This window comes from Bradyrhizobium sp. (assembly GCF_019244115.1).
In the GTDB taxonomy this organism is placed as follows: Bacteria; Pseudomonadota; Alphaproteobacteria; order Rhizobiales; family Xanthobacteraceae; genus Bradyrhizobium.
In genome coordinates this window covers 1-13127 of the sequence record NZ_JAFATE010000836.1, presented here as the reverse complement: position 1 = coordinate 13127, position 13127 = coordinate 1, and the positions used below count along the sequence as shown (strand labels likewise).

General features: G+C 62.8%; 17 protein-coding genes. 7 read left to right on the top strand and 10 right to left on the bottom strand.

All coding sequences use genetic code 11. From position 1 onward, the window contains the following. A partial coding sequence (locus JOZ76_RS35375) for an ATP-binding cassette domain-containing protein (RefSeq protein ID WP_291706008.1) occupies positions 1 to 428 on the bottom strand: 428 nt, incomplete at its 3' end. Between the two features lie 95 nt (positions 429 to 523). Then, complete coding sequence (locus JOZ76_RS35370; protein ID WP_291706007.1) at positions 524 to 673, bottom strand: hypothetical protein; 150 nt, start codon at positions 671 to 673, stop codon at positions 524 to 526. A 254-nt stretch (positions 674 to 927) separates the two neighbouring features. On the opposite strand from JOZ76_RS35370, the gene JOZ76_RS35365 reads away from it, so the two are divergent. After that, positions 928 to 1788: an adenylate/guanylate cyclase domain-containing protein gene (locus JOZ76_RS35365; RefSeq protein WP_291706010.1), complete on the top strand. Its 861-nt coding sequence runs from the start codon at positions 928 to 930 to the stop codon at positions 1786 to 1788. A gap of 177 nt (positions 1789 to 1965) precedes the next feature. Here the strand turns inward: JOZ76_RS35365 and JOZ76_RS35360 are convergent, their stop codons facing one another. The 3 genes from JOZ76_RS35360 to JOZ76_RS35350 form a co-directional block, all read right to left on the bottom strand. Beyond that, the gene (locus JOZ76_RS35360; RefSeq protein WP_291706009.1) at positions 1966 to 2793 is read right to left on the bottom strand and encodes a tetratricopeptide repeat protein; all 828 of its coding nucleotides are present in this window, start codon (positions 2791 to 2793) and stop codon (positions 1966 to 1968) included. A gap of 39 nt (positions 2794 to 2832) precedes the next feature. After that, positions 2833 to 3537, bottom strand: coding sequence for a GrlR family regulatory protein (locus tag JOZ76_RS35355; protein WP_291706006.1), 705 nt, complete (start codon positions 3535 to 3537; stop codon positions 2833 to 2835). Positions 3538 to 3737: 200 nt separating this feature from the next. Further along, the gene (locus JOZ76_RS35350) at positions 3738 to 4772 is read right to left on the bottom strand and encodes a glutamine synthetase beta-grasp domain-containing protein (protein WP_291706005.1); all 1035 of its coding nucleotides are present in this window, start codon (positions 4770 to 4772) and stop codon (positions 3738 to 3740) included. A gap of 546 nt (positions 4773 to 5318) precedes the next feature. On the opposite strand from JOZ76_RS35350, the gene JOZ76_RS35345 reads away from it, so the two are divergent. After that, complete coding sequence (locus JOZ76_RS35345) at positions 5319 to 5519, top strand: DUF2735 domain-containing protein (RefSeq protein ID WP_291706004.1); 201 nt, start codon at positions 5319 to 5321, stop codon at positions 5517 to 5519. Positions 5520 to 5679: 160 nt separating this feature from the next. Further along, on the top strand, positions 5680 to 6420 hold the full coding sequence (locus JOZ76_RS35340) for a tyrosine-protein phosphatase (RefSeq protein WP_291706003.1): 741 nt from the start codon (positions 5680 to 5682) through the stop codon (positions 6418 to 6420). 67 nt (positions 6421 to 6487) lie between these two features. On the opposite strand, the gene JOZ76_RS35335 is transcribed toward JOZ76_RS35340, so the two are convergent. After that, a complete protein-coding gene (locus JOZ76_RS35335; protein ID WP_291706002.1) occupies positions 6488 to 6697 on the bottom strand; it encodes a hypothetical protein in 210 nt (69 codons plus the stop codon). A gap of 122 nt (positions 6698 to 6819) precedes the next feature. Beyond that, positions 6820 to 7518: an SGNH/GDSL hydrolase family protein gene (locus JOZ76_RS35330; protein ID WP_291706001.1), complete on the bottom strand. Its 699-nt coding sequence runs from the start codon at positions 7516 to 7518 to the stop codon at positions 6820 to 6822. A 116-nt stretch (positions 7519 to 7634) separates the two neighbouring features. Here JOZ76_RS35330 and JOZ76_RS35325 point away from each other — a divergent pair, with 116 nt between their 5' ends. The 3 genes from JOZ76_RS35325 to JOZ76_RS35315 all read left to right on the top strand — a co-directional run bounded on the left by JOZ76_RS35325 (position 7635) and on the right by JOZ76_RS35315 (position 9681). Beyond that, positions 7635 to 8315 (top strand): SDR family oxidoreductase, encoded by a 681-nt coding sequence (locus JOZ76_RS35325; protein WP_291706000.1) that lies wholly within the window; start codon positions 7635 to 7637, stop codon positions 8313 to 8315. A gap of 202 nt (positions 8316 to 8517) precedes the next feature. Continuing rightward, positions 8518 to 9195, top strand: a complete 678-nt coding sequence (locus tag JOZ76_RS35320) for a DUF2161 domain-containing phosphodiesterase (protein WP_291705999.1) — start codon at positions 8518 to 8520, stop codon at positions 9193 to 9195. A 180-nt stretch (positions 9196 to 9375) separates the two neighbouring features. Beyond that, the gene (locus tag JOZ76_RS35315; RefSeq protein WP_291705998.1) at positions 9376 to 9681 is read left to right on the top strand and encodes a hypothetical protein; all 306 of its coding nucleotides are present in this window, start codon (positions 9376 to 9378) and stop codon (positions 9679 to 9681) included. 155 nt (positions 9682 to 9836) lie between these two features. Here JOZ76_RS35315 and JOZ76_RS35310 read toward each other — a convergent pair whose 3' ends face one another. Together JOZ76_RS35310 and JOZ76_RS35305 are read right to left on the bottom strand one after the other, a co-directional pair. After that, positions 9837 to 10460, bottom strand: a complete 624-nt coding sequence (locus JOZ76_RS35310) for a GNAT family N-acetyltransferase (RefSeq protein ID WP_291705997.1) — start codon at positions 10458 to 10460, stop codon at positions 9837 to 9839. A gap of 152 nt (positions 10461 to 10612) precedes the next feature. Continuing rightward, on the bottom strand, positions 10613 to 11014 hold the full coding sequence (locus tag JOZ76_RS35305; RefSeq protein WP_291705996.1) for a PaaI family thioesterase: 402 nt from the start codon (positions 11012 to 11014) through the stop codon (positions 10613 to 10615). A gap of 288 nt (positions 11015 to 11302) precedes the next feature. Here JOZ76_RS35305 and JOZ76_RS35300 point away from each other — a divergent pair, with 288 nt between their 5' ends. Further along, positions 11303 to 12115: a lytic murein transglycosylase gene (locus JOZ76_RS35300; RefSeq protein WP_291705995.1), complete on the top strand. Its 813-nt coding sequence runs from the start codon at positions 11303 to 11305 to the stop codon at positions 12113 to 12115. 79 nt (positions 12116 to 12194) lie between these two features. Here JOZ76_RS35300 and JOZ76_RS35295 read toward each other — a convergent pair whose 3' ends face one another. Then, on the bottom strand, positions 12195 to 12461 hold the full coding sequence (locus JOZ76_RS35295) for a hypothetical protein (protein ID WP_291705994.1): 267 nt from the start codon (positions 12459 to 12461) through the stop codon (positions 12195 to 12197). Between the last annotated feature and the right edge of the window lie 666 nt (positions 12462 to 13127).

The window sequence follows — 13127 nt, the reverse complement described above, 5'->3', positions numbered from 1 at the left end:
TCCCGCGCGCGCCCCTCCAGCGCATAGCCGTCGAGCTCCTCGAAACGCGCCTGCACCTCGCCATAGCGGGCGATGATGTCGTCCATCTCGTCCGCGCGATCAGGATCGGCCATCGCCGATTCGAGCTCCTTCAGCTCGGACGCAACCACGCTGACCGGGCCGGCGCCGTCCATGACTTCGGCGACCGCGCTCCGTCCGGCCATCTCGCCGACGTCCTGGCTGAAATAGCCGATCGAGATGCCGCGATCGACCGCAACCTGGCCCTCGTCGGGCTGCTCCTGCCCCGCGATCATGCGGAACAGCGTGGTCTTGCCGGCGCCGTTCGGACCGACGAGGCCGATCTTTTCGCCCCGTTGCAGGACGGCGGAGGCTTCGATGAAGAGGATCTGGTGGCCGACTTGCTTGCTGACGTTATCGAGACGGATCATTGCTGCGGAGGTTTATCGGAAACGAGAGACGGGGCCGCTCTTAGTCGATCCACGGCGGCGTTGGAAGCGTCTCTTGCTCCGGGAAAACCTCGGAATTAATGCCGCTTGAAATACTGCACCTCGCGCTCGTGCTTCTCCGCCGCCCCACGCGACTTGAAGGTGCCGAGATTGCGGCGCTTGCCGGTCCTGGGGTCGACCTTGCGGGAATAGAGCCGGTATTGGCCGGATCGAAGTTTGCGGATCATGACGGCGCGACCTCAAAACTCTCACCAGGAAGAACTGCACAGCCGTGCGCCGGTTCCAAGTCCGCGGGCCGCTTCCTCGAGGGCGTGAACTCATAAATCCGTCGGACGGATGGCTCGAGTCCGCAATTTCTCGATGGCGGCTAAATCCTGTAGCGCAGCTAAACGTTTCGATGGGCTATGACCGGCCCTTAAGCCGCGGTGGCGCCAAACGATGCCTGATGCATTTGGCCGTCAGTGAGGCTACCATGTGGTCGATGACCGACGACAAGGTGAAACGGCGGCTGACCACCGTCCTGTGCGCCGATGTGCACGGCTATTCTCGCCTCATGGGAGCAGACGAAGCGGGAACGCTGGGGACGCTGCGCCGCTACCGTACCGCCATCCAAGGATTGGTGGAGCGCCATGACGGGCGGATCGTGAATACTTGGGGCGATGCCGTGATCGCCGAGTTCGCCAGCGTTGTCGAGGCCGTGCAGTGTGCGGTCGAGATTCAGCAGGAAACTTCCAGTCCGAGTTCGGACCCACCCCACGCGCGCCAGATGCGGTTTCGCATCGGCATCAATCTGGGAGATGTGATGGTGGACGGTTCCGACATCTTTGGCGACGGGGTCAACATCGCGGCGCGGCTGCAAGAACTTGCCGAGCCCGGCGGCGTGGTGATCTCCGCTCCCGTCTACGATCAGGTGCACAACAAACTATCTCTTGGCTTTGACTGTCTCGGCCCGCAACAGATGAAGAACGTTGCTCCCGTAACCAGCTATCGAGTGACCATGGGCGGCGGAGCCGTCGGGCGACATGGCTTCCCCGTTGACGAGAGCGCTCCTCCTCAGGCCGGAGCGGTTGCGGCCTCGCAATCTGCCGCTCAACAGACTAGCGACCGATCCGGGCCATCCCCGTGGATGGGCTCCATCTCGGACCAGTTCGCCAACCTGCCTCGCCCCATTACAGCAATGCTCACACTTTCGGGCTTTCTGATTTTGATCAATGTTTTCACCGGTCTGCACAGAATCTGGTTTCATTGGCCGGTCGCAGCATTGCTCTTCACTGGCATCCTGCTGACAGTGCTCCGGCACGGACCTCCTTCGGACAGAGATGAGCGGCGCCGAAGGCCCTGAGCGGCCGGGCCGTTGCAAACGCATCGTGCCGAACTGAATATTTCGCGGGGCTCGGCTCGGTGAAGGTCAGGCTTGGAGCATTCGCGACTGGGGCAAGTCCGGTCACTTCCCTGTGCCGCCGAAGGCGGAAGCTCGCAATCAATTCGCATTTGCTCGCGCGCTAACGGATCGGCGCCCCTAGAAGCACAGATTGGTGACGAAGTTGCCGCGCTTGTCCTTGATCGTCATCGGACAATCCATCCGCTTCAGCGCCTTCTTCGCCTCCTCGTCGCCGAGGTCGGCGGCGCGCTGGTAGTACGCCTTGGCGGCGGCGGCATCCTTCGGGCCGCCGCGGCCGGCTTCAGTGAACGCCCCCATCTGGAGCAGCGCGCCCGGATGATTTTGCGCAGCCGCCTTCTCGAACAGCGCCCGCGCCGCGGCCTCGTCCTTCTCACCTCCGGTGCCCTCCGCCAGCATCAACCCGAGCTGGTACTGCGCCTCGGCATTGGTCTCGGCGGCCTTGGCCAGCAGTTGCCTTGCCCGCGCCGGATCCGCCGGCGTAGCGCCGCCGCCAAGCGCGGCCAGATTGGTGACCCCGCGCGGATTGCCCGCCTCCGCCGCGCGCTCGAACAGTTTTCGCGCCTGCGCCTCGTCCTGGGCAACACCGGCGCCCGTTCCATAGAGCACGCCGAGCTCCACCATCGCCGAGGTCGAGCCCTTGTCGGCCGCCTTGCGCCAGGCGGCGATCGCCTGTGCCGTCTGCCGATCCGCCGCATAGGCGCGGCCGAGCGCGTACATCGCCCGCCGCGAGGCACGGGAAGCTTGCCCGCAGAATTTTATCGCGGTTGCGATGTCGCCGGATGCGACCTCGGCGACGCCCTTGACGTCGGCCGGCTTGTCAGGATCGGCGGGGTCGGCGGCAATGCGGTCGCACAGCACGAGATCGGCGGATTGCGCGCGGGCCAATGAGGACGTCAGCGCGACGACAAGCGCGGCGATCGCGAACCGTTGTGACCATCTCTTCATGATGGCGAGGTTGCTTGGCGCGCCAGCGTTCCTCGCCATTCACGCCCGCCGCATCAGCTTGAGCACCGCATTGAGACGCAGGCTGCGCTTGCCGGCGAGCGCGGTTGCCTCGAGCAGCGCGCCATGCTCATCGCAGCTGCCGGAGAACCCGATCCCGACCTCGTGACCACCGAAAATTGGGTGCTCGTCCTTGGCCGGCGTGTGCTCCTGATTGAGGATCTGTCCTTTCCAGCGGCCGTTCTCCGAGGTGTAGCTGCCGAGATAATAGAAGAACGCGTCGCCGCCGAGGATGCGCCCGTCATTGAGCAGCATCACCCCGGTCAGGCCGCCTTCGACCCCGTCGAGCAGGCGGACATGGATGGAATAGAGACCGTTGACGATGCCCCCTTTCCCGACACCGCCGGCGATCGGAACAGGCTGCTCCTCGACCGGCCTCATCACAGATTTGAAGACAGCGCCCGGCAGCTCGTCTAGCCGCCCCTCGAAGCGATAGAGCTGCCCGTCGGGCCGGCCGCGTGCGCGCAAGGTCGCATCATCAGTGCCGACCATCGCCGGATAGTTCGGATCCGGATTATGCCGCACCGTCTTGATGACGATCGCAACTTCGTCTCCGACCTCTTCATAGCTGCCAATATGCGCAAAGGCCGAGTTGCCGCCGAGCATCTTGCCGGCATGCGCATACATCACGCTGCGCCCGACAGTCTCATTGACCTGGAACCTGACGGTATAGAAGCCCCCGAACACAGCCGCGTCCCCTGTCGGCCCACACACCTGTGGGTTGGTTATAGCCGTTTCGCGTGACGTGGATACGGGTCCGCTCGCATGCCAGGGCGACAAATTGATGGCCGGCTGCCTTGTTCCAAAATGCAATGATCCGCCAAAGCCTTACGGCATTGGCGGATCAGGTCGAGTCGCAGCCTTGACGCGCTGCAGCAACGGCTGCTTTAGGCCGCAGCCTTGGCGTCGGTCGGAACCGTCGCGATGGTCTTAAGGACCTGCGACGCGATCTGGTATGGGTCGCCCTGGGAGTTCGGACGGCGGTCTTCCAGATAGCCCTTGTAGCCGTTGTTGACGAACGAATGCGGCACGCGGATCGAGGCCCCGCGGTCGGCAACACCCCAGCTGAAGGTGTCGATCGACGCGGTCTCGTGCTTGCCGGTCAGACGCATGTGGTTGTCGGGGCCGTACACCGCGATGTGGTCGGCGCGGGCCACCTTGAAGGCGTCCATCAGCTTCTCAAAGTAGTCCTTGCCGCCGACTTCACGCATGTACTTGGTCGAGAAGTTGCAGTGCATGCCCGAGCCGTTCCAGTCGGTATCGCCGAGCGGCTTGCAGTGGAACTCGATGTCGATGCCGTATTTCTCAGTGAGGCGCAGCATCAGATAGCGGGCCATCCACATCTGGTCGGCCGCGGTCCTGGAGCCCTTGCCGAAAATCTGGAATTCCCATTGGCCCTTGGCGACTTCCGCGTTGATGCCTTCGTGGTTGATGCCGGCGGCCAGGCAGAGATCGAGATGCTCTTCCACCAGCTTGCGGGCGACGTCGCCCACGAACTTGTAGCCGACGCCCGTGTAATAGGGTCCCTGCGGCGGCGGATAGCCGTGTTCCGGGAAGCCCAGCGGCCGGCCGTCCTTGTAGAAGAAATACTCCTGCTCGAAGCCGAACCACGCGTCGGCATCGTCCAGAATGGTCGCGCGCTTGTTCGAGGGATGCGGCGTCTTGCCGTCGGGCATCATGACTTCGCACATCACCAGCACGCCATTGGTGCGCGCGGCGTCCGGATAGACCGCGACCGGCTTCAGCACGCAATCGGAGCTGTGGCCCTCGGCCTGCATCGTGGAGGAGCCGTCAAAACCCCAGAGCGGAAGCTGGTCAAGCGTCGGGAAAGAAGCAAATTCCTTGATCTGAGTTTTGCCGCGCAAATTCGGCGTCGGCGTGTATCCGTCGAGCCAGATGTACTCGAGCCTGTATTTGGTCATTGAGCCTCTCTGTTGATCTTCGAAAGGTGGGGTGGACCGGAAACGAGCTGCCCGCCCCGCGTACCCGGCCGCGATCGGCCGTGTGTTCCCAAGCATTTAGCGTGCCAATAGCCGCGTCGGCTGGGCGCCTTTCCGGTCGAAAATTCAGCCGGAGGCCCGCGGTACAGGCCGTGCTACGGTGCGGCAAAGAAGCGCGGTCGAAACGTCTTCGATCTCGCATCAGCGAACGAGTTGCGTTGCGATCGCGCCTGTTTTCATGGCACTCGCCACGTCCCGGGTCGAGGCGATCATGTTCGCGCCAGGGGCCCGAAACTTTCAGCAAGTCTGAGGGGCTCTATCCGCAAGCTTTGAACCGTGCGCCGCGCAAGCTGGCGCAGTCTTGCCCTGGGGCGGGCAACCGCTCGCCTGCCTACGAATTGCACAGATTGTGATTTTCTTTTCATCACATTGCATTGCTCGGGGCACGGGACGATATCGACTTTGGTTAACTCCACGCGAACGAGTCGGGCGCAGCATCGAACGACGCTTCACTCCAAGGAGAATGCCATGGGTACAAGTTTGAGCCACGGGTCAGCCACGATCTATGAATTTCCGGCCGGGGGTCGCGCGGCTCTCGGCGGCCGTCGCTGTGGTGAGGTCAAAACGCCCCCCAACCAGCTCAGTCCCTACGTCAACACGGCCAGTTGCAGCGAGAGCTGGTATCATCAGGCCGCCATCGACGACGAGAGGCGCGAATGGGAGCGCTGAGATCAGGCGGCAGATCACGGGCAGCCTGCAAGATGAAGAGAGAGGGTCGAAACGCATCGTTTCGGCCCTCTTTTGCATTCGGCTAATATCCGGAAGCGCGCGCATGTCATTTCTCTGTCGATCGGGATAGCCTGGACGGGTCCCGTCCAAGGCTCGAGCAATGTCCGAAGTCCCCGTCCGTCATCTCAATCTGCAAGGCGCCAGCAATTTTCGCGATCTCGGCGGCTATCGCACGGCCGATGGACGCATCGTCCGTTGGCGGCAGCTCTTCCGCTCCAACCATCTCGGCCACCTCACTGAAGCCGACGTCAAAATCGTGCGCGCGCTGAAGCTGCGCAGTGCCTTCGATTTTCGCGGCATCGAGGAGCGTGCGACCGCTATGTGCGGTCTCGCGGAGATCGAGGTCCACTCGCTGCCGATCGAGCCGACCGTCGTGGCGGCCTTGCGCGCGCGGCTTGCGGCGGGGTCGCTATCGGCGCCTGTCGCGCTCGAGATCATGCGCGAGTCCTATGGCGACTATGTTCGCGGCAACACACACCGGTTTCGGACGCTGTTCGCTCGTCTGCTGGACGACCGCGCGCCGCTGGTCATCCATTGCACCGCGGGCAAGGATCGCACGGGATTTGCCTGTGCACTGGTGCTCCATGCGCTCGGCGTGCCGGATGATGTGATCGGGGAGGATTATCTGCTCACCAATCGCTTCTACCGGCGCGACACCAGTTCCGCGAGCGACCTGCCCGACGATGTCAGGCAGGCGATCGGCTCGGTCGAGGCCTCGTTCCTGGCCGCGGCCTATGACGCGATCATTGCCGATTACGGCGGTCTGGACAACTATTTGAAGGAAGGGCTGGCACTCGGAAACAGCGAACGCGCGGCGCTGAAGGCGCGCTATTTGCAGTGATGAACTGGCGGGGTGCTAACTGCCCCGCAGCATCGTCCTTTGCGAACAGCGTCGGCGCGAGGACGCGTCAGGCCGCCTCGCCCGTCGTCTCCGCCTCCATGGCATCGAGATCGGCGATGACCTCCTCAAATGCCGAGATCGCCTGCTGCACGGCTGCGATCTGCATCAGCTCCCAGCCGTTGATCGGACCTTTGCGATTTTGCAGGGCGACAACCAGATCCCGTCGCTGCTCTTTGAGCTGGATCAGTGGCAGGCCGTGGTCAGGCAAATGTCTCATCATGCTTCCAACCTCTGGAATGGATTGTCATCCAGAATAGTCGTCTGCCTTCTGCATTCGGCTTACGGAAGCCGGAACAATTTTAGTCGAAATGCTGTCGTTCGATAAACATCTTGAAGTTGCTATGCGCTCGTCGGCGGCACTTGCACGAGCGCAGCAGCGATGGCGCCATCGAGCGCCTGCGTCACGCAATTGGTGGCATAGTCGGTCTGGTGCAGGCGATCCGGGCTGATCAACATGTCCATCGGGATCCCGTCTTGCGTCCGCCACCGCTCCATCAGGGCGAACCTTGGAAACAGGTTGACGGCGGCCGTCCTCGCCGCGGCTGCGATCAGGCTCACCATCAACCTGGTATCCTTTTCCCGATCGAGCAGAGCCGGCGCATATTGCAAGTCCATCAGAACGACGTCCGCCCGAAGCTCTTTGAGCCAGTTGAGGCCTGTCGCAATCGTCGCGGCGACCCGGCCGGGATCGTAGAGCTCCCTGTGGGCAATCGCGTTCGTGCCGACCTGCCAGATCACCAGCGACGGCTCCTCTGCAATGATGTCGGTTTCGAAGCGCGGCACCTCCTCGGGCGCCTCCTGGCCGCCAATTCCCCGGTTGACAACGTCAATCATCCGATCGGGAAACCGCTTCCTCAAAGCCAGTTCCAAGCGATGAGGATAAGGAATGACGTCATTCTCACCCCCCGTGGACGACGATCCGATCGCCACGATCTTGATCTTGCGCCGGCTGTTGAGACTCTGCGAGAAATGGGGCAGCTTTCCCTCGAACCGGACGATATCGAGGTGCGGATCGCAATGCGCTGGCGTATCGGCCATGACGACAGCTTCCTTCTGCTATCTTGAGTTGTCCTGTCATTTCAGTCTCAAATATGCGCAATTGCAAGCCTCGCCGGTCTTAGCGATGCTGCGTCTGACCCGAACAGGAGCGAGCCATGAACGGAAAATCCGTTGTCGTGACGGGCGCGCTCGGCGCGCTCGGCAGGGTCGTTACCGAGACCGCGCTGTCGCGCGGCGCGCGCGTGGCCGCCATCGACCATGCGCCGTCGCAGATTGCGGCGAGCGATCATCGCATCGAACTTGGCGGCGTCGATCTGTCCGATCCTGCGCAGGCAAAAAGGGCCATCGACGCAGCGGCGGCGCATTTCGGCAGGCTCGATGTGCTGATCAACATCGCCGGCGCCTTTGCCTTCGAGACGGTTGCCGAGGGCAGTGCTGCCACCTGGCAGCGGATGTATGCCCTGAACGTGTTGACGGCCCTGAACGCCTCGCGCGCGGCGATCCCGCATCTCGTCGCCGCACGCGCGGCGCGGATCGTCAATATCGGAGCCATGGGCGCGCTGCAGGCAGGCTCCGGCATGGGCGCCTATGCGGCTTCGAAAGCGGGCGTGCACCGCCTCACTGAGGGGCTGGCCGCCGAGTGGAAAGGCAAGATCACCGTGAATGCGGTGTTGCCGTCGACCATCGATACGCCGGCCAACCGCGCCAGCATGCCGAATGCGGACTTTGCCAGATGGGTCGCCCCGCAGGAACTGGCCGAGGTGATCCTGTTTCTGGCGAGCGATGCCGCGAGTGGGGTGACCGGCGCATTGATCCCGGTCCCTGGCCGGGTTTAGCGCTGCGCGAACCGGCCGACCTGATTTGGGTCTGCGGGAGTCCGGCCGCACACACCGTGAACCGCTCATGGCAAAGGTCTCGGCAAAGGTCTTGGCGAGGCAGCGGTAATCGACATGAGCGCGGCTGCGGCAGATTCAAGCAGGACGCAAAAGCCTCTAGACTGAATAGAACCTCGTTTGAGTCGCAGCCCCTGAGCACCGCTTGGAAACCGCGCTTTACCTGCCCGTCAAACGCTTCCTCGAAAAGCTCGGCTTCACCGTGAAGGGTGAGATCGGCGGTTGCGATCTCGTGGCCCTGAAAGGCGATGATCCGCCGCTCGTGGTGGTCTGCGAACTCAAACTGTCGTTCAATCTCGAACTGCTGCTGCAGGCGGTCGATCGCGCCGGGGCCTGTGACGAGGTCTGGCTCGCGGCAAAACTGTCGGCCCGCGGCAAAGGGCGCGAGAGCGATGCGCGCTACCGCAATCTCTGCCGGCGATTGGGTTTTGGCATGCTCGCCGTCACCGGCAGCGGTGACGTCGAGGTGATCGTCAAACCGCCGACCTCGGCGCCCCGCCGTGATCCGAAAAAGCGCTCGCGGCTAATCGCCGAACATCAGCGCCGGATCGGTGACCCCGCGACGGGCGGCAGTACGCGGGCGCCGATCATGACATTCTACCGCCAGCAGGCGCTGGCCTGCGCGTCGGCGCTCTCGTCCGGCCCGCGCAGGCTGCGCGACCTGCGGCCGGAGATTCCCGATGCGCCAAAAATCCTGCAGCACAATGTCTATGGCTGGTTCGATCGCGCCGAACGCGGCGTCTACTGCCTGACCGTTGCCGGACACGCTGCGCTCAAGCGCTGGCCACAACTGCCAAAACCGCTGGCCGCGGCCGCCGAGTGAAATCTTGCATATCGTGTCAGACCCGCCACCAGAACGACAAGGATGATGATTGTGGTGGACGGCGGCGGCAACGAAAGAACGAATTGCAACCCTTCGCGCATATCTGCGTTGCCACACCAATTTCATATTGCAATGCAACATAATGCCACCTAGGTATCCCAGATCATCCAAGAGGACCCCATGAGTGCAGACTGGAATACCAAATATGGCCCGCGGCGTGTCCGGCACGACCCGCCAACGCTCGACGAAGCGATTTTCGCGGCCGTGGGGATCACCGATGACCAGGAAGCACAGGCCGAAATCGCGGCGGCGCTGATGGGAATGCCGCTCGACGTGGTCCGCCCCGAAGTCAAGAAGCTCAATCGGGTCACGCTTCGCGCCAACACCACCCGCGTGATCGCCGGCGAACAGGGTGCGCAGCGCTCGGTGGTGGTGGAGCGGCGCGTGATCCGCCGCTTCGGCAACGACAAGCGCACGGGGACCTGACCGGCGCGTCTACTCTGAGATTGCCATAGCTGAGCGCCGAAGCGCGAGGGCGTTAAGTTGAACCGCCATTGCGCTTCGGCTTGTTTGTGAGCCTGATCCCTCGGGTCGAGCCCGAGGGCATGCTTTCGGAAAACCGCTGCGCGCCCAATGAGGCCCTAGGCCGCGCGCCCCAATCCATACATGCGTGACACCAGCCTCCAGCAGGCGCGGTTGAAATTGAGCAGCGCCCGCATCGCCCCGAATGGCGTATCGATCGCAAGCTTGGCGAGTTCGTCCTGCGGCTGATTCCTCAGATCGATCGTCCCCGTGGACTCGCCGTGGCTGAACACCAGATGTGCGCCGAATTTGCAGGCCAGCGCCCGCATCGCCTGGTTCTTCGCGCCGGTCGTGACCCGCAGCTTCCGATAGCCCTTCCAGCGCGCCTCCGAAATCAACCGCTTGAACAGCACGCTGCCGACGCCGCGCCGGCGCATGGACGCTTCGACGCTGAAGGCGATCTCGGGCAACAAATCAGGGGATTGCTCCGGCGGATGCAGCTCGGCGGCGCCCCGTACCTCGCCGTTTTCCATGTAGGCGATGATGATCGTCCCGTCATTGGCGCATTTTTCGGCGTAACGTGCGATGAAACCGTCGTCCAGGAAGCCGTTGAACCGGTCGTGGCGGCTCTGTGGGTCGAGCCGCAGCAGGTGGTTACGCAGCAGCGTCAGCTCTTCGTCCTGGCTCAGCGTCCGCACATAGCCAAAGCCCGGCCGGGCACGGAAAGTGTCGTCATGTGGCACGTCAAAATCTCCTCTTGGAAGCCCTCGAGGAGGCGTCGAATCCCTAGCGAGCTGATGTTGTGCATCGCAGCATGGATTTCAAGGCTGCTCCCTGCCTGAAATATCGGCAAGGCCGGGCATTCAGCGGGTTAACGCAGCAGCCCACCCCGTAATCATACGAGAACCATCTGCGTCTGCGTGACCAGTGCGACCAGCTTGCCATCCGCGTTTTCGACCCGGGTCTGCCAGACCTGGGTCCGCCGGCCGCGATGGACTGGTGTTGCGGTTGCGACGACCGTGGTTCCCTCCTTGGCGCCGCCGATGAAATTGGTCTTGCTTTCCAGCGTCGTGGTGCCTTTCGCATCGTCAGGCAGATTGATCACGGTTGCGGCCGCGCCGACAGAATCGGCAAACGCCATGATGGCACCCCCATGCGCGATGTGACCCGAGGTGCAGAGGTCCGGCCGGACCAGCATGTGCGCCACCACGCGGTCCTTGTCGGCTTCGGTGAAGATCACGCCCGTCAGCTCGGCAAAGGGCAGTTTGATCGCCTTGATCTTCTCCAGCGGCGTCATGGCCGGTCAGGTCCTCCATTGCGCTTGGCGGACATTGGCGCATCCGATGCCGGCGAACAATGACGTCAGAGGTCGCGACAGCAATGACGCCTTGGCGGCGTCATTGCGAGGCGCCTGAGCGCCGAAGATCTGGCATACATTAGGCCATTCTAAGCTTTTTTTGATTCGTTCCGCGGTGCGATTGGTGCTTAACGTTCCGTCTCTGGAGCCTTGTCTCGGCCGCGCCCGATCCCGACATGCCCGGCTGGAGGCAGCAGCGACGAACCAAGAATGGGTTTGCAGACACAGATGACCGTCCGTCTTTTCCTACCAGCCGTTGCCATCGCGATGTTGGCACTGTCCGGCACGTCCGCTCCCGCCGCCTCCTGCGGCTCCGGCAGTTTTGACGCCTGGCTCAGCGAGTTCAAGACCGAGGCCGCCGCAAAAGGCATTTCGCAGAACGCCATCACCGCCGGCCTCAATGGCGTGGCGCTGGATCAGGGCGTGCTGTCGCGCGACCGCTCGCAAAAAGTCTTCAGCCAGAGTTTTGAGGAGTTTTCCGGCCGCATGGTGCCGCCCCGGCTGCTGCGCGGCTCGAACATGCTCAAGCAATACGGCTCGGTGCTGTCGCGCATCGAACAGACCTATGGCGTGCCCGGCGAAGTGCTGGTGGCGATCTGGGGTCTGGAAACCGATTTCGGCGTCAACACCGGCAAGTTTCCGACCATCCGCTCGCTGGCGACGCTGGCCTATGACTGCCGGCGCGCCGACGAGTTTCGCGGCGAACTGATGGATGCACTGCGCATCGTCGATCGCGGCGACCTTTCACCGTCGGAGATGCGCGGCGCCTGGGCCGGCGAGATCGGACAGACGCAGTTCATGCCCTCGTCATGGATCAAATACGCCGTGGATTTCGACGGCAACGGCCGGCGCGACCTGCTGCACAGCGTGCCCGACGTGCTGGCCTCGACCGCGAACTATCTGGCCGGTTATGGCTGGAAGCGCGGCAAGGACTGGGAGCCCGGTAGCCCCAATTTCGAGGTGCTGCAGCAGTGGAACAAGAGCGAGGTCTACGCCAAGACGATCGCGACCTTTGCGAGCCAGCTCGCGCACGCGCCTTGAGGCGTGACATCGCGATCGAAGCAAAAAGGCCGATCCAGACTGCGACCGGCCCCCTGCTCCCTTGATATTGCTCGACGGACTACTTCGCCGCGCCCGTATCGTGCATCGCCTTCGAGAGATGGGCGCCGCACACGCCATACTTGCCGTTCAGCAACGCGTCCTGCGCGGCAGCCATTTCTTTCTCAGCCGCCCATTTGCTGTCGCCGTCGGCCATGGCCTCGACCGAGGCCTCGGTCTTCGTCAGGTTGGCACTGCTGCAGCCGACCCCCATCTTCGCGGCTTGCACAGGAACGACTGCGAGAGTCACTGCAGCGATTGCCGCGGCTCCGATTGTTGTTTTGATCATGAGACTTCCCCATTTCAGTCCATTAGCAGAGGCAGCGTCATTGCCGCGCTCCGCAAGGCGATTGATCGCCGATCACCTCAAAGTTTAGGAATGAATTTCGCGCGACACAGATGTGATCGACGCAAGCTGCAGAGCGCTCATGCAGATTCTGCTTTTTTCGTTACAAGTCGGTAACTGATGCACCGCAGCAAGGAATCGCGCCGAGGTAGCAAGAAGCTTGATCGCTCTTTGCGTGCATTTATTGGACAGCACGACCCCAACCGTCCTGGCGCTCTGTAGAGCGTCCAACCGGATCGATCGCCACCCCGCATGTGCGATCGATCGGCCGCCGTTTGCCTCACGACCTGGCATCTGTGCAGATCGGTGATCGACATCGGCGCTTGCAGCCGGCCGCACGATCCGAGCTGTGCAGCGGAACCGTTGGCCCCCCACCGCGGGATCGGGGCTATCCGAGCGTTATAGCTCGGGCCGGCCGATGCATGCGTCGATGAAAGCTGCGCCGCTCATGCATCGCACCCCTAGCCCTGATTTCGCGTATGGAATGAAGGCGGCGATCCGGGCTGGCCGAGATGAACTCCCGCGATCCGCACGGAAACAAATGAATAAATATTCACTTCATCGTGAATCTTCGCATGCGAATCACGCATGCGACGGGCCAATCCGAAC